Below are 20,695 nucleotides of genomic sequence, written 5' to 3'. Positions count from 1 at the left end.
TCAGAACAGCCGCAGCTTGTCGTCCTCGATGCCCCGCATGGCGTTGTAGTCCAGCACCTGGCAGCCGATGCCGCGGTCCGTGGCGAGCACGCGGGCCTGCGGCTTGATCTCCTGGGCGGCGAAGACGCCGCGCACCGGGGCGAGATGGGGATCGCGGTTCAACAGCTCGAGGTAGCGCGTGAGTTGCTCCACGCCGTCGATCTCGCCGCGCCGCTTGATCTCGACCGCGACGGTCCCGCCCAGGGCGTCCCGGCACAGGATGTCGACGGGACCGATGGCGGTCATGTACTCGCGGCGGATGAGGGTGTAGCCCTCGCCCAGCGTCTCGATGCGGTCGGCGAGCAGCTCCTGGAGGTGCGCTTCCACGCCGTCCTTGATCAGGCCGGGATCGACGCCCAGTTCATGCGAGGAGTCGTGGAGGATCTCCTCCATCGTGATGATGAGCTTCTCGCCCGCCTTGTTGACGACAGTCCAGACGCCCTCCTCCTCGCCCGTGCCCTCCTTCAGGGTGCACGGCGGCGACATCCAGTTGAGGGGCTTGTAGGCCCGGTCGTCGGCGTGGATCGAGACGCTGCCGTCCGCCTTGACCAGGATCAGCCGGGGAGCCGAGGGGAGATGGGCGGTGAGCCGCCCGGCGTAGTCGACGGAGCAGCGGGCAATGACGAGACGCATGGTCGGCAACGCTACTCGACGTGCCCGGCCCGGCGCGATTCGCCCGTACCCGAGCAGACCCGCAGGTTGTCCCACTTCTCCCATTGGCCCCGTCTTGCGCACTGGCCGATTGTGGGCCTACCGGATGGTGTCCATCTCGGCATTCTCCTGGTGCGGTCACGATCGGTTGCTTACGGTATTGAACGGGAGGTCGCGAACTGTGTACGCAGCGTGTTCGACATCGCGCACTCCCTTAACTGTCCGGCAACCCCTGCTGGTCGGGGGTGCGAGAGGAGAACCCATGTCGCTCGACGTCTCACCGGCCCTACTCGAACAGGCCGAGCGAGGCGAGGTCGACGAAGCAGCCTTCGTCGACTGCGTCCGGACTTCCCTGCCCTACGCATGGGAGATGGTCAGCTCCCTGGTGGCACAGCTAAAGGTCGACGGCGGAGCGTTCGCCGACAACCAGACGCCCCCGCCGGACGAGCAGGCGCGCGGTCAGTTGCTGCGTGCGCTCGCGAGTGACGCCATACGCGGTGCACTGCAGCGGCACTTCGGGGTGCGGCTGGCCTTCCAGAACTGCCACCGGGTGGCGGCGTTCCCGTTGGACTCCTCTGTCGACGAGAAGCTGACCCGATTCACCTCGGTGCGCAGCCAGGTGCTGAACCAGTCGCCCGAGTTCCGCGACTGCTGACGCCACGGTGTTCGCTTGCCGCTCCGTACGCGGGAGGTGCAGTTTTGTACCGGAGCGGCAAGCTCCCCGTCCCGCCGGCTCAACGGAGCTGGGGGAGTACCTCGGTCCCGAGCCGCCGTACGTTCTCCTCGGTCGCCGCGAGGTCTCCGGACCCCTCGACGAGCAGGGCGAAGCGGGAGATGCCGGTCCGTTCGCCGGTCGCCGCGAGCCGGTCCGCGCACAGCCGGGGCGTGCCCACCGGGTGCAGCCCGCAGAGCAGTTCGGTGTACGCGTACGGGTCGCGCATCTGCCGGGCCCGGCCGTCCACCGTGACATGGGCGCCAAGTCCCTGCCGCAGCCAGCCAGGCATCGCCTTGAGCAGGGTCTCCGCCGCGTCCGTGCGCCGGTCCGCGATCTGGCAGACACCGGCCGAGACATGGGCCGCGCCGTGGATCTCAGCCCCCGGCCGCCCGGCGGCGCGGGCGTGGCGCCGCCACAGGGCGACCATCTCCGCCTTCTCCTCGTCTCCGACGTGCATCCCGAGCAGCATCGGCAGTCCCCGCTCGGCCGCCATGCGCACGCTCGACGGGGACGTGCAGGCGACGACGACCTCCGGGCCCGGCTCCTGGGACAGGGACTCCGAGGGACGCGGGACGACGGGCACCTCGCGGAACCGGAAGCGTTCCCCCGAGGCCCCGACGGCCGGTTCGCGCAGCCAGCGCACCAGCAGATCGAGTGATTCCGGAAACCCCTTCTCGTACGCCTCGAGGCCCGCGCCGAACACCTCCAGGTCGACCCACGGGCCGCCCCGGCCCACGCCCAGCGAGAACCGGCCGCCGCTCGTGACGTGCAGCAGCGCGGCCTGCTCGCCGAGCGCCACGGGGTGGACGGTGGGCAGCACGCTGACCGCGGTGCCGACCCGGATTCGCCGGGTGCGGCCCAGCAGCAGCGCGGCCAGCGTCACGGCCGACGGACACGTGCCGTACGGCACGAAGTGGTGTTCTGCCAGCCAGACCGCGTCGAGCCCGGCCTCCTCGGCGACCTCGGCCGAGCGGACCGCGCGGTGCAGCGCCTCCCCCTGACCCTGGCCCGGGAACTGGGCGCCCAACACGAAGCTTCCAACGCGCATTGCTCTTTCCTGCTTCCTCGGCCCCGACACGGAGCTCCCCCACAGGGCATAACCGTCCGACACGTGCCGAGGACACGGCTGGGCGAAGGGATTTGCGGATTGTCTGCAGAATCGGCCGTTGTGGGAGGGGAGAGGGAGGGGGCGAGACGGGAGCGAGAGGGGCGAAGGGGCCCCGTCGGCAACCCCGTACGGGGACGGTCGCGGTGTCCGGTGTCGTACGCGTACCCGTGTCCGTGCCGCGTAGGCTGGATGCCGCCCTGCTTCCTGTATAGCTCCGTGAGGTGTCCCGTGTCCCCGCGTCGCAACCGAGCCAAGGGAGCCGGTTCGCCCGGCCGGAGCGCCGAGGACGACGGTTCCGGTCGCTACGGCGGTTGGCAGTCCTCGGAGAGCTGGCAGGACGAGGAGTGGAGCGTACGGCACGTGGCGGGCGCGAGCGCGCAGGGCAAGTCGTACCGTTGCCCCGGCTGCGACCAGCTCATTCCGGACGGCGTCCCGCACGTGGTGGCCTGGCCGGCGCACTCGGGCGTCGACGACCGCCGGCACTGGCACAAGTCCTGCTGGAACGCGAAGGACCGCCGCACCACGCGGGTGCAGCGGTCCCGTAACGCGCCGAGGTTCTGAGGCCGCCCGGGGGTTGCCCTACACGTCCCGCTTCTCCAGCAGGGCGAAGGCGGCGGCGAACGCGGCCGCCGTCACGCCGAGCGCGATCCACAGCGGGTCCCAGCCCGAGGGCCCGGACTCGGAGAGCGAGTTGGCGTAGAAGATGCTCATCTGGTTCGGGATCGAGTACTCGAACAGGGCCTGCTGCACGTCCTTCAGCGACTCCGAGAACATGAACAGCGCGATCACCAGCGGAGCGAGCAGGACGCCGATCATGATGGTGATGGCGCCCGCGGAGTGCCGGATGATCGAGCCCACGGCCAGCGAGAGCAGCCCGAGCAGCGCGATGTAGAGCGAGACGCCGACGGTGCCCTTCAGCCACTCCGCGCCGGTCGGGTCCTCGGCGCCGTTGCCCTCCAGCATGGCCACGTGGGCCAGCCCGACCAGCGCCGCGGACACCAGGGTCACCACGAAGGCCACCAGGAAGAACACGATGCCCTTCGCCGCGAGCACCCGGCCGCGGCTGGGGCAGGCGGTCATCGTCGTGCGGATCATGCCCGTGCCGTACTCCGACGCGGTGGTCAGCACGCCGAGCGTGATCACGCACATGCTGCCGAGCAGCAGCCCGAAGAAGCCGAGGCTCAGCGCGCTCTCGCCGGCCAGGTCGGAGGACGAGTTCGCCACGATCACGCCGGTCAGCAGCCCGATGCCGATGACCAGCAGGACGAACACGCCCAGCGTCCACAGCGTCGACCGCACCGACTTGATCTTCGTCCACTCGGAGGCGATCGCGTGCACGATGCTCGTGCGCACCACCGGGATCGGCGAGGTGTAGCCCGGGTACGGCGAACCGGGCGCCGCCTGCCAGTCGGGCGCGGCCTGCTGCATCGGGGGCTGGGGCGTGCTCATCGGGCGTCCTCGGGCTGGGTCGGGTCGGTGACGGGCGCGGCGGCGGGAGCGGGGGCCGCGGCGGGCGGCGGAGGGGCCTGCCGCTGCGCCGCGTACGGGTTGCCGGGCTCAGCACCCGGCACCGCGCCGGGCGCCGCCGGGGCCCCGTACGGGCCCGCCGACATCTGGCCCGGCGCCCCCTGCGACGCGACGAACCGTGCCGGCACACCCTGCGGCGGCCCGGCGACAGCCTGACCGCCCTGCGGTGGCCCGGCCGGGGCTTGACCGCCCTGCCGGGGCGCGGCGAGGGGCTGGCCGCCTTGCTGGGGCGTGGCGTGGGCTTGACCGGCCTGCGGCGGCCCGGCGGGGGCCTGACCGCTCTGCTGGGGCCCGGTGACAGCCTGACCGCCCTGCGGCGGCCCGGCCGGGGCTTGACCGCCCTGCTGCGGCCCGGCGACCGCCTGGCCGCCCTGCGGCGCCCCGGCGAAGGGCTGGCCGCCCTGTTGGGGTGGCGGTGGGGCGTACCAGCCGGGCTGGCCCTGTCCGGGTACCGGCATGGGCGGCTGTGCGCCGGGCGGCAGCGGCTGCTGGAGACCGGCCTTCTGGTCGTCGGTCGACCGGTAGTCCACGGCGCCCTGCGTCATCCGCATGTACGCCTCCTCCAGCGAGGCCTGGTGCGGCGACAGCTCCCACAGCCGTACGTCGCTCTCGTGCGCGATGTCGCTGATCCGGGGGAGTACGAGACCGGTCACGCGCAGCCCGCCGTCCTGCTCGGGCAGCACGTGCCCGCCCGCCTCGGTCAGCGCCGAGGTCAGCTTCTCGCGCAGGTGCGGTTCCGTGTCCGGCGTCCGTACCCGCGCGAAGTCGGCGGAGTTCGCCGAGATGAACTCCGTCACGCTCATGTCGGCCATGAGCTGGCCGCGCCCGATGACGATCAGGTGGTCGGCGGTCAGCGCCATCTCGCTCATCAGGTGCGAGGAGACGAAGACCGTACGGCCCTCCGCCGCGAGCGCCTTCATCAGGTTGCGCACCCAGTGGATGCCCTCGGGGTCGAGGCCGTTGACCGGCTCGTCGAAGAGCAGCACCTGGGGGTCGCCGAGCAGCGCCGCGGCGATGCCGAGCCGCTGGCCCATGCCGAGGGAGAAGCCCTTGGAACGCCGTCTGGCCACGTCCTGGAGCCCCACCACGCCGAGCACCTCGTCCACCCGCCGGGCCGGGATGCCCGAAAGCTGGGCCAGGCTCAGCAGGTGGTTGCGGGCGGCCCGGCCGCCGTGCACGGCCTTCGCGTCCAGCAGCGCCCCGACCTGACGCGGTGCGTTCGGCAGCCTGCGGTACGGGTGGCCGCCGATCGTCACGTATCCCGCGCTGGGGTTGTCCAGGCCGAGGATCATGCGCATCGTCGTCGACTTGCCCGAGCCGTTGGGCCCCAGGAAGCCGGTGACGGCACCGGGCCGCACCTGGAAGGACAGGTTGTACACAGCGGTCTTGTCGCCGTAGCGCTTGGTCAGGCCGACAGCCTCGATCATGCTCCGCACCCATCGAAAGGTTCAGGACAGCAGGGCACACGCCCCCGTAAGGGTTAGGAGGATATCCACGCACTGACGGTTCCGTTCAAGCCCGGGCAAAATCTGACGCCCCGCGAAGCCCTCCTAGGCGTCCCGCCGCTTCAGCACCGCGTACCCGCCGACGAGCGCCGCGATCACCCACAGTGCCATGATCCCGAGGCCGCCCCACGGTCCGTACGGGACGTCGTCGTCGATCGGCGTGACCACCTGCATGATCTTGCTGCCGGCCTGGTCGGGCAGGAACCGGCCGACCTTCTCCGTCGCTGGGACGTTGCCCAGGATGTTGGAGATCAGGAAGAAGAACGGCATCAGGATGCCCAGCGACAGCATCGGGGAGCGCAGCATCGCGGCGACGCCCATCGAGAACATCGCGATGAGGGTCATGTAGAGGCCGCCGCCGATCACCGCGCGCAGCACGCCCGGATCGCCGATCGACGCCTTGAGGTCGCCGAGCATCGCCTGCCCGAGGAAGAACGTGGCGAAGCTGGTGACCATGGCCACGACCAGGGCGAGGAGAGTGGCCACCGCGATCTTGCTGAACAGGAAGGTGCCGCGCCGCGGCACCGCGGCCAGCGAGGTGCGGATCATGCCGGAGCTGTACTCGTTGCCCACGACCAGGACGCCGAACACGATCATCGCGAGCTGGCCGAGGCTGGTGCCGGCGAAGCTGATGAAGGTCGGGTCGAAGGAGAGCTGGTCCCGCTCGCTCATGTTGCCGAACTCGCTCTTCGACAGCGCCGAGATCAGCATGCCGAGGGCGATGGTGACGACCACGGCCAGGGACAGCGTCCACACCGTGGACGCGACCGACCGGATCTTGGTCCACTCGGACCGGACGACCTGTGCCGCCGCCATGCTCATCCCCTCTTCCAGTCGCTGCCCCACTGCTGCTGCTGCTGCGGCGGCGGTGGGGCCTGCTGCTGCGGCACCGGACCGGGCGGCTGCCCGTCGTGCGCGTGGTACTCCACGGACTCCGCGGTGAGCTGCATGAACGCCTCCTCCAGCGAGGCGCGCTGCGGGCTCAGCTCGTGCAGCACGATCCGCTCCCGCGCGGCCAGCTCGCCCACGGCCTCCGACTTGTCGCCGTCCACCTCCAGGACCCCGGCACCCGTCTCGACGACCGTGACGCCGGCGCCGTGCAGCGCGTCGAGCAACTGCTCGCGCTGCGGGGTGCGGATCCGGACGTAGCTGCGCGAGTTCTCCGCGATGAAATCGGCCATCGAGGTGTCCGCCAGCAGCCTGCCCTGGCCGATGACCACCAGATGGTCCGCGGTCAGCGCCATTTCGCTCATCAGGTGGGAGGAGACGAAGACCGTGCGGCCCTGCCCGGCGAGGGTCTTCATCAGGTTGCGGATCCAGTGGATGCCCTCGGGGTCGAGGCCGTTGACCGGCTCGTCGAACATCAGGATCCGCGGATCGCCGAGCAGCGCGCCGGCGATGCCGAGCCGCTGGCCCATGCCGAGGGAGAAACCCTTGGTCTTCTTCCTGGCGACCGCCGACAGCCCGACCGTGTCCAGGACCTCGCGCACCCGGCTCGCCGGGATGCCGTTGCTCTGCGCGAGGCACAGCAGGTGGTTGTAGGCGCTGCGCCCGCCGTGCCACGCCTTCGCCTCGAGGAGCGCGCCGATGTACGTCAGCGGGTCCTTGAGCTGGTCGTAGTGCTTGCCGTCGATCCGTACGTCCCCGGCGGTCGGCCGGTCCAGGCCCAGCACCATCCGCATGGTGGTCGACTTGCCCGCGCCGTTGGGGCCGAGGAAGCCCGTGATGATGCCGGGTCTGACGGTGAAGGAGAGATTGTTGACCGCCACCTTCTCGCCGTACCGCTTGGTCAGCCCCTCGAGCTCGATCATGGCGCCCACGCTAAAACGGGACGAGGCCCGCTGCCACCCCAGTGACAGAAGACCTCGTCCCTGTTCCGCACTTGTCCGGTCGACGTACGCCCCGGGGTCAGCGGGACTGCTGGGCCGGAACCCCGCGGGAGGCCGGCTCGTCCTCGACCGACGGACCGGCGGCCACCGCGGCGCCCGTGAGGGACGCCAGCATCTCGCGCACGTTGGTGAGCTGCGCGTTGATGGAGTCGCGGCGGTTGGTCAGGGCCGCCAGCTCGCGCTCCGACTCCGAACGGATCCGGTCGGCCTTGGCGTTGGCGTCGGCCACGATGTCCTCGGACTGGCGCTGCGCCGTCTCGACGGTCTGGCGGGCCCGGCGCTCGGCGTCCGTGCGCAGCTTCTCCGCCTCCAGGCGAAGCTGCTCCGCGCGGTGCTCGATCTCCGCGAGCCGCTTCTCGGCCTTGGCCTGACGGGAGGCCAGGTCGCGCTCGGACTGCTCGCGGCGCTTGGCCAGGTTCGTCTCGAAGTCGGCGGCGGCCTGCGCGGCCTTGGCGCGGGTCTCCTCGAAGAGGGCGTCCGCCTCGTCCCGCTTGGACTGCGCGTCCTTCTGGGCCTCGGAGCGGAGCTGAGACGCGTCGCCCTTGGCCTTCTCGACGATCCGGATGCCCTCGTCCTCGGCCTTGGACTTGCGCTCCGAGGCGTACGACTCCGCGTCGTTGCGCACCTGCTGGGCGGCCGACTCGGCCAGCTCGCGGTGCTGCTCGGCCGCGCGCCGGGCCTCCTCGCGCAGGTCCTTCGCCTCTTCCTCGGCGAGACGCAGGATCTTCTCGACCCGGGCACCGAGACCGGCGTACGACGGCTCGGCGTCGTTGACCTGGGCCTGGGCGTTCTGGGTCTCGAGGTGGAGCTCCTCGATGCGCTTTTCCAGAGCGGTGATGCGGGCGACGGCGCTGTCACGGTCGGAGACGAGCTTGGAGATGCGTTCGTCCACCTGAGCGCGGTCGTACCCACGCCGCACAAGCTCGAAGCCGTAGGGGGAAGTGTCGCTCATGGGGTTCCTGTCGAAAGAGACCGGGTGAGGTGATAGAGGGAATCCTAGGCGCCAATGCGGTGTGTCATCGAGCGGATGCACGTTTGATACGGAGAATGACACCTCTTTTGAGTGGCTGACCCTCGGATGGCTTGCCAAAGTTCTGGTCAACGGTTCCGTCGGGACTCGGCCAAAGATCTCCAGCAGACACCGAATCAGCTCCGGAAGCTAGCCGTCTGACGACTTGCCACCCGAACGTGGGGCGCCCACCGTGGCGCCGGCTCCGGCCTTCACCCCGTTGTCCTTGTTGTCCTTCGCGCCCGTCGGCGCCTCGAAGGACTCGAGCGCCTCCAGTACGTCCTGCACCCGGGAGATCTCCGCGTTGATGTCCTCGCGGCGCCGCACCAGGATCTCCAGCTCGCGCTTGCCCTCGTCGACCGTGTGCCGGGCCTCGCGGACCGCCTCGGCCTTCAGCTCCTCGGCCTCCCGGACCAGGCTGGCCTTCTTCTGCTCGGCCTCCTTGAGCAGCCCCTCGGCCTTCTTGACGGCGGCGATGCGGACCTTGCCGGCCTCGGAGTTGGCCTCCGACACCAGCTCCTTGGCCTTCGACTCCGCCTTGGCGAGCTGCTCCTCGGCGGCCTTGATCAGCGCGTCGCAGCGGTCGCCGGCCGACTTCATGGTCTCGGCGGCCTCGCGGCGGGCCCGCTCGTGCAGTTCCTCGATCTCGGAGGTGAGGCGCTCGCGCAGCTCCTCCGCGCGCTCCCTTATGGCGGTCGCGTCCCGGCGGGCGCCGACCAGCAGCTCGTCCGCGTCCGTACGGGCCTTCTCCACCCGGCCGTTGCCCTCGACGGTCGCCTCCGAGACGAGCCGGTCGGCCTCCGTGCGGGCCGCGCCGACCATCGTGTCGGCCTGCGACTCGGCGTCGGCGGTGGTCTTCTGGGCCTGCTGCTGCGCCTCGGTGAGCAGCTTGTCGGCCTCCGCGGTGGTCTCCGTGATGAGCGTGTCGACCTGCTCGGCCGCCTCCGAACGCCGCTTGTTGGCGTCCTTGCGGGCCCCGTCGAGGGTGCGCTCGGCCTCCTCGCGGGCGGCCGTGGTGACCCGCTCGGCCTCGGCCGCGGCCTCGCCGCGGACCCGGTCCGCCTCGGTGCGGATCCGCTCGGCGTGCTGCTGGGCGGATCCGACGGTGTCGGCGGCCTCGGCCCGCAGCCGCTCCGCCTCCCCGGTGGCGTCCGAGACCAGCAGCTCGGCCCGGGCGTTCGCCTCGGTCCGTACCCGGCCGGCCTCGGCGATCGTCTCGGTGCGCAGCCGCTCGCTCTCCTCGGCCGCCTCGGTCCGCACCCGCTCGGCCTCGCTCGCGGCCTCGGTGCGGACCCGGTCCGCCTCCGCGACCGTCTCCGTCCGAAGCCGGTCGGTCTCGGCCACCGTCTCCGTGGTGAGCCGCTCCGCCTCGGAACGCGCCTCGGTGATCAGGGTGTCCGCCTGCGTCGCCGCGTCGGATCGGATGCGGTTGGCGTCCTCGCGGGCGTCGGCCCGGGTGCGGGACGCGGCCTGCTCGGCCTCGGCGATGGCGTCGGAGGCCTCGGTGCGCACCCGCTGCGCGTGCTCGGAGACGTCCGCGCGGATCCGGTCGGCCTCCGTGATGGCCTCGGTCACCGTCCGCTCGGCCAGCGTCTTGGCGGCCTCGGTCTCCTCCTGCGCCTCGTGCCGCAGGCGCCCGGCGTCCTCGCTCGCGCGCTCCCGCTCCGCGTAGGCGTCGGCGCGGACCCGGTCCGCCTCCTCCTCGGCCTCGCGCCGGGCGCGCTCCGCCGCGTGCTCGGCGGCACTGCGCAACCCGGTGATCTCCTCCTGGGCCTGCTCGTGCAGCCCGGCGACCGACTCCCGCACCTGCGCCGCGTGCTGCTCGGCGGCCGACACCATCTCGGTCGCGCGCCGGTCGGCCTCCTCGACCAGCCGGACCGCCTCGGCCTGCGCCTCCTCCACGCGGTTGCGTGCCGAGGCCAGCAGCTCCTCGCTCTGCTCGCGGGCCCGCTCGCGCTCCTGGTCGGCCTCCTGCCGGGCGGAGCCGAGCAGTTCCTCGGCCTCGCGGCGCCGCCGGGCGGCCTCCTCCTGCGCGGCGGCCAGCGTCTCGGACGCCTCCGCGGCGATGCGCTCGGCGGCGGTCTGCGCCTCCGCCCGCACCCGGTCGGCGCTGTCCTGTGCCTCCGACTTCAGCCGCTCCGCCTCATTGGACGCCTCGGACCGCAGCCGTACGGCGACGGCCTCGCCCTCCGCGCGGGAGGCGGACGCGTCGGCGGCGGCCTCGGTGCGCAGCCGCTCGGCCTCCGTCTCGGCCTGCTGCTGGAGCGTACGGATCCGCTCCGCGGCCTCGGTGCGCAGCCGCTCGCTCTCCTCGGCGGCCTCGCGCCGGATCCGCTCGCCCTCCTCACGGGCCTCGGACAGCGCCTCCTCGGCGGCGGTGCGGCGCTCCTCGGCCTCGGTGTGCAGCCGCGTCAGCTCGTCGGCGGCCTCCTCCTTGCGGGCCTCGACGGCGCGCTCGGTCTCCTCGCGCAGCTCGCGGGCGGCCCGCTCGGCGTCCGCCTGGAGCTCCTCCACCCGCTCGGCGGCCTCGACGCGGTGCCGCTCGGCCTCGGCGCGGGTGCGCTCCAGGGTCTCCTCGGCCTGCCGGCGCAGGGTCGTCGCCCGCTCGATGGCCTCGGTGCGGACCTTCTCGCTGTCCGTCGTCGCGGTCTGCCGCAGCTCGTCCGCGTCCACCTTGGCCTTGGCGAGCAGCTCCTCGGCGGACTTCGCCGCCTCCTCGATCTGCGCCACGGCCTCCTTGCGGGCCTCGGCGCGGATCTTCTCGCCCTCGGCGACCGCGTCCGCCCGCAACTGCTCGGCCTCGCCGCGCAGCCGGCGCGCCTCCTCCTGCAGCTCGACCGTCTTGGCGCGGTACTCCTTGGTGTCGTCCTTCGCCGCGCCCTTGAGCTGCGCGGCGATGTCGTGCGCCTCGCCGCGCAGCCGGTCCGCCTCGGCCTCGGCCTCGGTGCGGATCCGCTCGGCCTCCTCGGTGGCGGCCTTCGTGGTCCCCTTGGCGTCCTCGGACGCCTTGTTCAGCACGTCCTCGGCGGTCTTGGCCGCCTTGGACAACTGGGTGGCGGACTCCTCGGCGGTGAGCGTGCGGGCCTTCTCGGCGGCCTCGGCGACGATCCGCTCGGCCTCGGTACGGGCGTCCGCGACCACCTGCTCGGCCTCGGACCTGGTGGACTCGGCGTCCTTGGTGGCCTCGCCGACCAGCCGGGCGACCTGCTCCTTGGCGGTGCGGGTGCGCTGCTCGTTGGTCGCCTCGGCGCCCGACAGCGCCTTGGCCGCGGCCTCCTCGGCCTCGGCGACCACCTTCTCGGCCTCGGACTGCGCCTTGCGCAGCGCCTCCTCGGCCTCGGACATCCGCTGCTCGGCGGCCCGGCTCAGCTCCTGGACCTCGCGGCGGGTGGAGTCCGACTCGGTGGCGGTGGAGCTGCGGAGCTGCTCCGCGTGGTCGGTGGCCTCCTGCGCCTGCGTGGAGGCGGCGTTCAGCAGCCGCTCCGCGTCGGTGCGCGCCCGGCGCAGGAGCTGCTCGGCCTCGGCGCGGGCGCTCTCCGCGTCGACCTGCAGCCGCTGCCGGGCCTCGGACGTCAGCCGCTCGGCCTCCGCGCGGGCCGTCGTCAGGGCCTGCTCGGCCTCCGTGCGCGACTCGTCGAGCAGCCGGCGGGCCTGCTGCTCGGTGCGGGCGCGCAACTGCTCCGCCCAGGCCACGTTCTCGTTGACGTGTGACTCGACGGTCTGCCGACGCTCGGCCAGCTCCTGGTCAAGCTGCTGGCGGCGGGTCACCGCCTCCTGGTGCAGCTCGGCCTGGAGCCGGGCGGAATGCTCGGCGTGCTCCTGGAGGATGCGCTGGGTCTGCGCCCGGGCCTGGCTCAGCTCCCGCTCGGCGTCGGAGCGCAACTGGTCGGCCTGCGTCTGCGCGTTGCGAAGCAACTGCTCGGCCTGGTACCCGATGTCGCCGCCGTCGAAGGCGGGCCGGGACATGACGGTGCGCCGCGCCTCGTGCAACTTGGCGCGCAGCACCTCGACCTGGTAGCCGAGGTCCTCGGCGTGCTGGATCGCCTTTTCCCGCTCGGTCTTCAGCCGCTTCATCTCGGCCTCGAACCGAGAGAGGTGGTCGACGTCAGCCGCCGGCTCTCGCTCCTGGCTCTCGTAGCCCCGCACTGCGCGGTCCCATCCGTCCCCTGGTCGCAAATCTTCCCGTACGAGCTCCGTCCGTCCGCCGGACGGGGCCCCCGGGGAATGGTGTCAGATCAACGGCGGGGCATGTGCTGCTGCCCCGTCGCCCGCCCCCCGAAACACGACCCCGGCGATCCCGCCGTCGCGGACGACAGGACCGGGTCACCCTGGATTGAGCGGCGACCGCACCCAACCCTACCGGCCCTTATGTACGAGGGTCAGTGCTCAGGCGACTCAACGGCCGCCGAAGTGACGAGTTCTGTCAGTACGCCATGGCAGTCCTTGGGGTGCAGGAAGGTGATCCGCGACCCCATGGAACCCCGCCGGGGCTCGTCGTACAGAACGCGTACCCCCTTGCCCCGGATGTCCGCGGCGTCCGCGTCCACGTCCGCCGTACCGAACGCGATGTGGTGGACACCCTCGCCGTTCTTCGCCAGCCACTTCCCGACCGCGGAGTCCTCGCGGGTGGGCTCCAGGAGCTGGAGGTACGAGGCGCCGCCGTCCGACGTATCGTTGATCTTGAGCATGGCCTCGCGGACGCCCTGCTCCTCGTTGACCTCGGTGTGGAACACCTCGAAGCCGTAGGTGGCACGGTAGAACTCGACGGTGGTGTCGAGGTCGTGGCAGGCGATTCCGATGTGGTCGATTCGCGTCAGCATGGATTCAGTGCAGCGCTCCGGAGGTGGTTACGCAACGTGCGCGCGATCACACCGACCGCCGGGTGACGGGCGGGATACCGCTCAGTACATTCGAGTAAACCCTCGTTCACTCCTCGGCCTGTGCGGGCCGGAAAAGGGGATCGCAGCCCATGTCTTCCGCAACGAATGAAACGAACGGAACCACCGGCACGAACGGCACGAACGGTGCGAACGGTGCGAACGGCACGACCTCCGTCGTCGTCGCGGGTGCCCGTACCCCGATGGGACGGCTGCTCGGCTCGCTGAAGCCCTTCTCCGGGGCCGACCTCGGCGGCTTCGCGATCAAGGCCGCCCTCGACCGTGCCGGGATCGGCGGCGACCAGGTCCAGTACGTGATCATGGGCCAGGTGCTCCAGGCCGGCACCGGACAGATCCCCGCCCGCCAGGCCGCCGTCAAGGCCGGCATCCCCATGAGCGTCCCGGCGCTCACGATCAACAAGGTCTGCCTCTCCGGCCTCGACGCCATCGCACTCGCCGACCAGCTCATTCGCGCGGGTGAATTCGACGTGATCGTCGCGGGCGGCCAGGAGTCCATGACCAACGCCCCGCACCTGCTGCCGAAGTCCCGCGAGGGCTACAAGTACGGCGCGGTCGAGATGATCGACGCCATGGCGTACGACGGCCTGACCGACTCCTTCGAGAACATCGCCATGGGCGAGTCGACCGAGAAGCACAACACCCGCCTGGGCATCGCGCGGCCCGAGCAGGACGAGATCGCCGCCCTGTCCCACCAGCGCGCCGCCGCCGCCCAGAAGAACGGCGTCTTCGAGGCCGAGATCACCCCGGTGGAGATCCCGCAGCGCAAGGGCGACCCGGTGCTGTTCAGCAAGGACGAGGGCATCCGCGGCGACACCACCGCCGAGTCGCTCGGCAGGCTGCGCCCCGCGTTCAGCAAGGACGGCACCATCACCGCGGGCTCCGCCTCGCAGATCTCCGACGGTGCGGCGGCGGTCGTCGTGATGAGCAAGGCGAAGGCGCTGGAGCTGGGCCTGGAGTGGATCGCGGAGATCGGCGCGCACGGCAACGTCGCGGGACCGGACAACTCTTTGCAGTCGCAGCCGTCGAACGCCATCCGGCACGCCCTGAAGAAGGACGGCCTCGAGGTCGGCGACCTGGACCTGATCGAGATCAACGAGGCGTTCGCGGCCGTCGCCGTGCAGTCAATGAAGGACCTCGGCGTATCCACCGAAAAGGTGAACGTCAACGGCGGAGCCATCGCCCTGGGGCACCCCATCGGCATGTCCGGCGCCCGGCTGGTGCTGCACCTCGCGCTGGAGCTGAAGCGGCGCGGCGGCGGGGTCGGCGCGGCGGCGCTGTGCGGCGGTGGCGGCCAGGGCGACGCGCTGATCGTACGGGTGCCCGGGGCCTGACCCCCAGAGTTACGACTTCTCACTGAACGGAGCTGTGATGCAGGACGTCTCCTCACTGGTGGCCCAGGCCAGGGAAGGCCGACCGCGGGCCGTGGCCAGGCTGATCTCTCTGGTGGAGGGGGCGTCCCCGCAGCTCAGGGAGGTCATGGAGACGCTCGCGCCGCTGACCGGCGGGGCGTACGTGGTCGGTCTGACGGGTTCGCCGGGCGTCGGCAAGTCCACCTCCACCTCGGCGCTGGTGACGGCGTACCGCAAGCAGGGCAAGCGGGTCGGCGTCCTCGCCGTCGACCCGTCGTCCCCCTTCTCCGGCGGCGCGCTGCTCGGCGACCGGGTCCGGATGTCGGAGCACGCGTCCGACCCGGGCGTCTACATCCGCTCGATGGCGACCCGCGGCCACCTCGGCGGACTCGCCTGGGCGGCCCCGCAGGCCATCCGCGTCCTGGACGCCGCGGGCTGCGAGGTGATCCTGGTCGAGACGGTCGGGGTCGGCCAGTCCGAGGTCGAGATCGCCTCGCAGGCCGACACCTCCGTCGTCCTCCTCGCCCCCGGCATGGGCGACGGCATCCAGGCGGCCAAGGCCGGCATCCTCGAGATCGGCGACGTCTACGTCGTCAACAAGGCCGACCGGGACGGCGCCGACGCGACCGCCCGCGAGCTGAACCACATGCTGGGTCTCGGCGAGGCCCGCGCCGCCGGCGACTGGCGTCCGCCCATCGTCAAGACGGTCGCCGCCCGCGGTGAGGGCGTCGACGAGGTCGTCGAGGCGCTGGAGAAGCACCGCGCGTGGATGGAGGAGCGTGACGTCCTCGTCGAACGCCGCCGCGCCCGCGCCGCCCGCGAGGTCGAGACCATCGCCGTCACCACCCTGCGCGAACGCATCGGCGACCTCCACGGCGACCGCCGCCTCGGCGCCCTGGCGGAACGCATCGTCGCGGGCGAACTGGACCCCTACCGCGCGGCGGACGAACTGGTGGCGGGCCTGACCCGGGGCTGACGTCCTCGCGCGGTGGGTGGCGAGTAGTGGGCGGCAGGGACGGCCAGGGCGGCCGGGGTGGCAGGGACGGCCAGGGCGGCCGGGGTGGCAGGGACGGCCGAATAATGACGTGCCACCGCCCCGGCCGCGCTGTACCTTGACCCACGTGTTCCTCCTCATGGCATAGGGCCCGCCCCGCACGCGACCGCCGCAGCATCCGGCCGTCGCGCGCACAGGCGTCCCCTCGTTGCCTCTCTGCAGAGGAACCCTTCGCGTGTCCACGCTTCCTTCACGGCCCTCCTATGCCGCCGTACTCCGAGTCCCCCATGCCCGCCGCACCTTCGCGGCCGCCCTCGTCGGCCGCCTGTCGTACGGCACGGTCTCCCTCGCCCTGATGCTCTCCCTGATCCGGTCCACCGGGTCGTACGCCGTGGCCGGCACGGTCATGGCGGTCTTCGGCGCCACCAGCGTCTTCCTGTCCCCCTACCGCGCGGGCCTGGTCGACCGGCACGGACCGCGCCGCGCCCTGCTTCCCATGTCCCTGCTCTACGCCGCCCTGCTCTGTGTGCTGGCGGCGGCCTGCTGGCGACCGGGCGTCCCAGCGGCCGTCCTCGCCACGACCGCAGCGCTCACCGGTGCCTGCACGCCGCCGCTCGGTCCCACGATGCGTGCGGTGTGGGTCGAACTGGTCCCCGAACGCCACCTGTTGCAGCGCGCCTACAGCCTGGACGGCGTCGCCGAGGAACTGCTCTTCGTCTCCGGTCCGCTCCTGGTCGGCCTGGTGGTCGGCGTCGCCCCACCGGCCGTCGGCGTCCTGCTCAGCGCGGTGCTGGTGGCGTTGGGCTCCGTCGCCTTCGCCACGTCACCGGCGCTGGGCGCGCTGCGTCCGGCAGGGCGCGAGAAGGACATCGCCCCGGAGACCGGACGAGGCGGCGCGGGGCAGTGGCGGTCCCTGCTGCAACCCGTCGTCGTCGCGGCGGGTGTCGGGGTCTCGGTGAGCGCCGTCGACCTCCTCGTCGTCGCCTTCGCGGGCCAGCGCGACCTGGGGAACGGCACCGTCGCCTGGGTGCTCGCGGCGCTGTCGGCGGGCAGCGCGGTCGGCGGCCTGCTGAACGGCGCCGTCCGCTGGAGCTCGTCCGCCCGCGCCCGGCTCCCGTTCCTCGCGGCCGGCCTCGGCCTCTGTCTGGCCGCTGCCGGCCTCGCCCCCGGCGTCGGCACGCTGGTCGCGGCCGTCGCCTGTGCGGGGCTGTTCGTGGCACCGGCGCTGACCACGGCGTACCTGATCGCCGACGAGAGCGCCGCCCCCGGCTACCGGACCCGGGTGGGTGCCTGGTGCAACACGGCTGTGAACGCCGGGATGTCCGCCGGTGCCGCCACGGTCGGCCTGCTGGTGGAACGGCTGCCGCTGCCGGTGTGCTTCGCGGTGTCCGGCGCGGCCGCCGTGGCGGCGGCGCTGGTGCCGGGACGGCGCCGCCACGGTGGCTCTGCCGAGCGGGTGGGGCCGCTCAGTCGTCGTCCGAGTCGTCGGAGTGATCCGAGTCGGAGTCGTCCGAGCCGTCGGAGTGCGAGTCGTCGGAGTGCGAGTCGGCCGTGACCTTGCCGGTCTTCAGGTCGACCCGCCAGTCCTGCTCGCCCTTGCCGGCGGTGCGGGTCTCGACCTCCCAGGCCGGCTTGCCGTTGCCGTCGTCGTCGCCGTCCTCGTCCAGGTCCACGGAGGTGACGGTTCCGTGGCCGGCCGCCGCCTTCGCGGCCTCGACGGCGTCGACGGAGGCGCCCTTCAGCGCGGTCCGCACCTCGGCGGTGTCGTCCTCGTGGTCGGTGTGCGAGCCGAGGACCGTGCCGGAGGCCGGGTCGATCCGGACGCTGTGCCAAGTGCCGTCGCCGGAGAGGACATCGACCTCCCAGACGGCACGCTCACGGCGATCGTCACCGTCACCGTCGTAGTCCTCGTCGTCCTCGTCGTCCAGCTCGGCGGAGACGGCGGTGCCCGGTGTGTCCCGCAGCGCGGAGGCGATGGCGTCGGCCACCGTCACCTTCGCCGAGGACACGCGGGCGGTGTCGTCGCGGTCGTCGGACTCGTCCAGTACGCCACCGTCGTCGGACACGGTCACGTCGCCGGGCACGCTCGCGTCCGCCTTGGACGCCGTCCCCCGGTCGTCGTCCCCTGTGGTCGCCAGAGCCGTCGCCGTACCCCCTCCGACCAGTGCGGCGGCGGTGACGGCGGCGATCACGATGTTGCGCTTCATGCGAGTTCCTCCCGAGTCGTCCAGAGTCCAGTCGTTTTCGACGTGGCTACTCTCGCGGACCGACGCTGAGCCCAGGCTGAAGCCGCCTGAAGGGATCTTCAGCTTGCTTTTGCGACCCTCTACACATGCGCCTGTTGATCGTGGAGGACGAGAAGCGTCTCGCCGTGTCGCTCGCCAAGGGCCTCACCGCCGAGGGCTACGCCGTGGACGTCGTCCACGACGGCCTGGAGGGCCTGCACCGCGCCGGTGAGGGGACGTACGACCTCGTCATCCTCGACATCATGCTGCCCGGCCTCAACGGCTACCGCGTCTGCGCCGCCCTGCGCGCCGCCGGGCACGACGTGCCGATCCTGATGCTCACCGCCAAGGACGGCGAGTACGACGAGGCGGAGGGCTTGGACACGGGCGCCGACGACTACCTCACCAAGCCCTTCTCGTACGTCGTCCTCGTCGCCCGCGTGAAGGCCCTGCTGCGGCGGCGGGCGCAGGGCGCGGGGGCCTCACCCGTGCACGTCCACGGCGACCTGAAGGTCGACACCGCCGCCCGCCGGGTGTTCCTCGGCGAGAGCGAAGTCACCCTCACCGCCAAGGAGTTCGCCGTCCTGGAGGAGCTGGTGGTGCGGGCCGGGCAGGTGGTGTCCAAGGCGGAGATCCTGGAGCACGTCTGGGACTTCGCCTACGAGGGCGACCCCAACATCGTCGAGGTGTACGTCAGCGCGCTCAGGCGCAAGCTGCGCGCCGGGCTCATCCGGACCGTGCGCGGCGCCGGCTACCGGCTGGAGGCCGGGCGATGAGCCGTCTCTTCGCCTCGGTCCGGGCCCGCGCCACGCTCGCCGCGACCCTCGTGGTCGCCGTCGCCCTCGTCGCGGCCGGCACCGCCGTCCTGCTGTCCCTGCGCTCCAACCTGCTCGGCGAGGCGGGCACTCAGGCGGAACGCTCCGCGCGGGAGGTCGCGACGGAGCTGGCCGTCGGGACGCCGTACGGCGACCTGTCGCTGGACGTGGACGACCGGCCGGTGCAGGTCGTCGACGACCGGGGCAGGCTGGTCGCCGCCAGTGAGGACCTGGAGCGGATCAGCGGCACCGGCGTCGACGCGGTGAAGCCGCAGCCGGCCGCTTCCCAGGACGGGGAGGACGCCGCCGACGAGGATGCCGACGACGACGATGACGATTCCGGCGAGTCGCTCGAACCCGGGGAGATCGGTGAGCGGGTCACCGTCGGCGACGGCTCGGCGACCATCGACGGCGACACGGAGGACTACCGCTTCGCCGCCGTACCCGTGAAGAGCGACGACCGGGGCCGGCTCACCGTCTACGCCGGCGCCCCGCTGTCCGCCGAACACGGCGCCGTGAACACCGCGCTGACCGTCATGCTGACCGGCTTCCCGGTGCTGCTCGCGGTCGTCGCGTGGGTGACCTGGCTGGTCACCCGGCGTGCGCTGCGCCCGGTGGAGGGCATCCGCCGGGAGATGGCCGCGATCACCGCCAGCGAGGACCTGGCGCGCCGCGTCCCGGTGCCGGGCACCCACGACGAGGTGGCCAGGCTCGCGTCGACCACCAACGAGACGCTGACCGCCCTGGAGTCCTCCGTGGAGCGGCAGCGCAGGTTCGTCGCCGACGCCTCGCACGAGCTGCGCAGCCCGATCGCCTCCCTGCGCACCCAGTTGGAGGTGGCCGCCGCCCACCCCGAGCTGCTGGACCTGGACGGCGCCGTGGAGGACACCGTGCGGCTGCAGCGACTCGCCGCCGACCTGCTGCTGCTGGCCCGGCTGGACGCGGGGGAGCGGCCCGCCGACGCGCGGGTCGACCTGGTGGCACTCGCGCGCCGGGAGGCGGAGGGCAGGGCCGGGGTGAGCGTACGGACCCCGGACGACGCCGAGGGCACGGTGACGGTGACGGTGGCAGGCTCGCGGGGGCAGCTCGGGCGGGTGCTGGCCAATCTGCTGGACAACGCCCGGCGGCACGCCCGCTCGGCGGTGGAGGTGTCCGTGCGCCGGGAGGGCGACCTGGCCGTGGTGGCGGTGGCCGACGACGGGGACGGTGTGCCAGCGGCCGACCGGGAGCGGATCTTCGAACGGTTCGTACGGCTCGACGCCGCCCGCAGCCGTGACGACGGCGGGGCGGGTCTCGGGCTGGCCATCGCCCGCGACGTCGCCGTACGGCACGGCGGCACGCTCACGGTGCACGACGCACCGGCAGGCGGCGCCCTGTTCGAGCTCCGCCTGCCGGCCGCCTAGGTCGCGCCTAGGTCATGCCTAGGTCACGCCTGGGTCAGGAACGCCCCCGCTGCCCGCGCAGGTGCTCCGCGATGGGCTTGAGCGCCTTGTCCAGCTCCGTCAGGGTCTCCGGGGCCAGCAGGTCGATGAAGTGCCTGCGGACGGATGCCACGTGGTGCGGCGCGACCTTCCGCATCGTCTCCATGCCGTGCTCGGTGAGGACGGCGAAGAGCCCACGGCGGTCGGACTCGCAGTTCTCCCGACGGACCAGGTTCGCGTTCTCCATGCGGGTGATCTGGTGGGACAGGCGGCTCTTGGACTGCATCGTGGCGGTGGCCAGGTCGCTCATCCGCATCCTGTCGTCCTCCGACTCGGAGAGGTTCACCAGGATCTCGTAGTCGTTCATTGTCAGGCCGAACGGCTGCAGGTCCTTCTCGAGCTGGTGCGTCAACAGCCTGTTGACCTCCAGGTGGGTGCGCCAAGCACACTGCTCCGTATCGGTCAGCCAGCGGGTGGCCGTCTCGGTCTCCATGAATGAAGTCTACCTAAAAGGTTGAAAGGCGAACTAGTGAGGGGTTTTCCGTGACGG

18 protein-coding genes are annotated in these 20,695 nt (G+C 72.0%); 7 read left to right on the top strand and 11 right to left on the bottom strand.

The annotated features are described in order from the left end of the window. Positions 1-672 (bottom strand): endonuclease NucS, encoded by a 672-nt coding sequence (gene nucS, locus KUM40_RS15580; RefSeq protein ID WP_217166562.1) that lies wholly within the window; start codon positions 670-672, stop codon positions 1-3. Between the two features lie 280 nt (positions 673-952). On the opposite strand from nucS, the gene KUM40_RS15575 reads away from it, so the two are divergent. Beyond that, positions 953-1,345 (top strand): SCO5389 family protein, encoded by a 393-nt coding sequence (locus KUM40_RS15575; protein ID WP_217166561.1) that lies wholly within the window; start codon positions 953-955, stop codon positions 1,343-1,345. A gap of 79 nt (positions 1,346-1,424) precedes the next feature. Here KUM40_RS15575 and KUM40_RS15570 read toward each other — a convergent pair whose 3' ends face one another. Further along, on the bottom strand, positions 1,425-2,453 hold the full coding sequence (locus KUM40_RS15570) for an LLM class flavin-dependent oxidoreductase (RefSeq protein WP_217166560.1): 1,029 nt from the start codon (positions 2,451-2,453) through the stop codon (positions 1,425-1,427). 288 nt (positions 2,454-2,741) lie between these two features. Between KUM40_RS15570 and KUM40_RS15565 the strand changes: the two genes are divergently transcribed. Continuing rightward, positions 2,742-3,074 (top strand): ATP/GTP-binding protein, encoded by a 333-nt coding sequence (locus tag KUM40_RS15565; RefSeq protein ID WP_217166559.1) that lies wholly within the window; start codon positions 2,742-2,744, stop codon positions 3,072-3,074. Between the two features lie 18 nt (positions 3,075-3,092). Here the strand turns inward: KUM40_RS15565 and KUM40_RS15560 are convergent, their stop codons facing one another. From KUM40_RS15560 to mce, 7 genes are all read right to left on the bottom strand, one after another. Further along, a complete protein-coding gene (locus KUM40_RS15560) occupies positions 3,093-3,962 on the bottom strand; it encodes an ABC transporter permease subunit (protein ID WP_217166558.1) in 870 nt (289 codons plus the stop codon). Then, a complete protein-coding gene (locus KUM40_RS15555) occupies positions 3,959-5,467 on the bottom strand; it encodes an ABC transporter ATP-binding protein (protein WP_217166557.1) in 1,509 nt (502 codons plus the stop codon). The genes KUM40_RS15560 and KUM40_RS15555 overlap by 4 nt, the downstream gene beginning before the upstream one ends. A 123-nt stretch (positions 5,468-5,590) precedes the next feature. Then, positions 5,591-6,367, bottom strand: coding sequence for an ABC transporter permease (locus tag KUM40_RS15550; RefSeq protein WP_217166556.1), 777 nt, complete (start codon positions 6,365-6,367; stop codon positions 5,591-5,593). Next, the gene (locus KUM40_RS15545) at positions 6,364-7,356 is read right to left on the bottom strand and encodes an ABC transporter ATP-binding protein (protein ID WP_217166555.1); all 993 of its coding nucleotides are present in this window, start codon (positions 7,354-7,356) and stop codon (positions 6,364-6,366) included. Before KUM40_RS15545 ends, KUM40_RS15550 begins: the two co-directional genes overlap by 4 nt. A 97-nt stretch (positions 7,357-7,453) precedes the next feature. Continuing rightward, the gene (locus KUM40_RS15540; RefSeq protein ID WP_217166554.1) at positions 7,454-8,386 is read right to left on the bottom strand and encodes a cellulose-binding protein; all 933 of its coding nucleotides are present in this window, start codon (positions 8,384-8,386) and stop codon (positions 7,454-7,456) included. Between the two features lie 207 nt (positions 8,387-8,593). Beyond that, the gene (scy, locus tag KUM40_RS15535; protein ID WP_217166553.1) at positions 8,594-12,589 is read right to left on the bottom strand and encodes a polarized growth protein Scy; all 3,996 of its coding nucleotides are present in this window, start codon (positions 12,587-12,589) and stop codon (positions 8,594-8,596) included. Positions 12,590-12,822: 233 nt separating this feature from the next. After that, a complete protein-coding gene (mce, locus tag KUM40_RS15530; protein ID WP_100048260.1) occupies positions 12,823-13,263 on the bottom strand; it encodes a methylmalonyl-CoA epimerase in 441 nt (146 codons plus the stop codon). A gap of 149 nt (positions 13,264-13,412) precedes the next feature. Between mce and KUM40_RS15525 the strand changes: the two genes are divergently transcribed. From KUM40_RS15525 to KUM40_RS15515, 3 genes are all read left to right on the top strand, one after another. Then, the gene (locus tag KUM40_RS15525; protein WP_217166552.1) at positions 13,413-14,672 is read left to right on the top strand and encodes an acetyl-CoA C-acetyltransferase; all 1,260 of its coding nucleotides are present in this window, start codon (positions 13,413-13,415) and stop codon (positions 14,670-14,672) included. 37 nt (positions 14,673-14,709) lie between these two features. Next, complete coding sequence (gene meaB / locus KUM40_RS15520; RefSeq protein WP_217166551.1) at positions 14,710-15,666, top strand: methylmalonyl Co-A mutase-associated GTPase MeaB; 957 nt, start codon at positions 14,710-14,712, stop codon at positions 15,664-15,666. Positions 15,667-15,919: 253 nt separating this feature from the next. Beyond that, complete coding sequence (locus tag KUM40_RS15515; protein WP_217166550.1) at positions 15,920-17,239, top strand: MFS transporter; 1,320 nt, start codon at positions 15,920-15,922, stop codon at positions 17,237-17,239. On the opposite strand, the gene KUM40_RS15510 is transcribed toward KUM40_RS15515, so the two are convergent. Then, positions 17,151-17,891, bottom strand: a complete 741-nt coding sequence (locus KUM40_RS15510; protein WP_217166549.1) for a PepSY domain-containing protein — start codon at positions 17,889-17,891, stop codon at positions 17,151-17,153. The two genes, KUM40_RS15515 and KUM40_RS15510, sit on opposite strands and share 89 nt — an antisense overlap. Before the next feature lie 125 nt (positions 17,892-18,016). Here KUM40_RS15510 and KUM40_RS15505 point away from each other — a divergent pair, with 125 nt between their 5' ends. Next, complete coding sequence (locus tag KUM40_RS15505) at positions 18,017-18,685, top strand: response regulator transcription factor (protein ID WP_217166548.1); 669 nt, start codon at positions 18,017-18,019, stop codon at positions 18,683-18,685. Beyond that, positions 18,682-20,127 carry a cell wall metabolism sensor histidine kinase WalK gene (locus KUM40_RS15500; protein WP_217166547.1) on the top strand — a complete coding sequence of 482 codons (1,446 nt, stop codon included), beginning with the start codon at positions 18,682-18,684 and terminating at the stop codon, positions 20,125-20,127. Before KUM40_RS15505 ends, KUM40_RS15500 begins: the two co-directional genes overlap by 4 nt. A gap of 34 nt (positions 20,128-20,161) precedes the next feature. On the opposite strand, the gene KUM40_RS15495 is transcribed toward KUM40_RS15500, so the two are convergent. After that, positions 20,162-20,638, bottom strand: coding sequence for a MarR family winged helix-turn-helix transcriptional regulator (locus tag KUM40_RS15495; protein ID WP_217166546.1), 477 nt, complete (start codon positions 20,636-20,638; stop codon positions 20,162-20,164). Between the last annotated feature and the right edge of the window lie 57 nt (positions 20,639-20,695).

This window comes from Streptomyces sp. AC512_CC834 (assembly GCF_019049325.1).
Taxonomy (GTDB): domain Bacteria; phylum Actinomycetota; class Actinomycetes; order Streptomycetales; family Streptomycetaceae; genus Streptomyces.
Note: the sequence above shows the minus strand (reverse complement) of the source record. Positions and strands in the feature narration are given on the sequence as shown.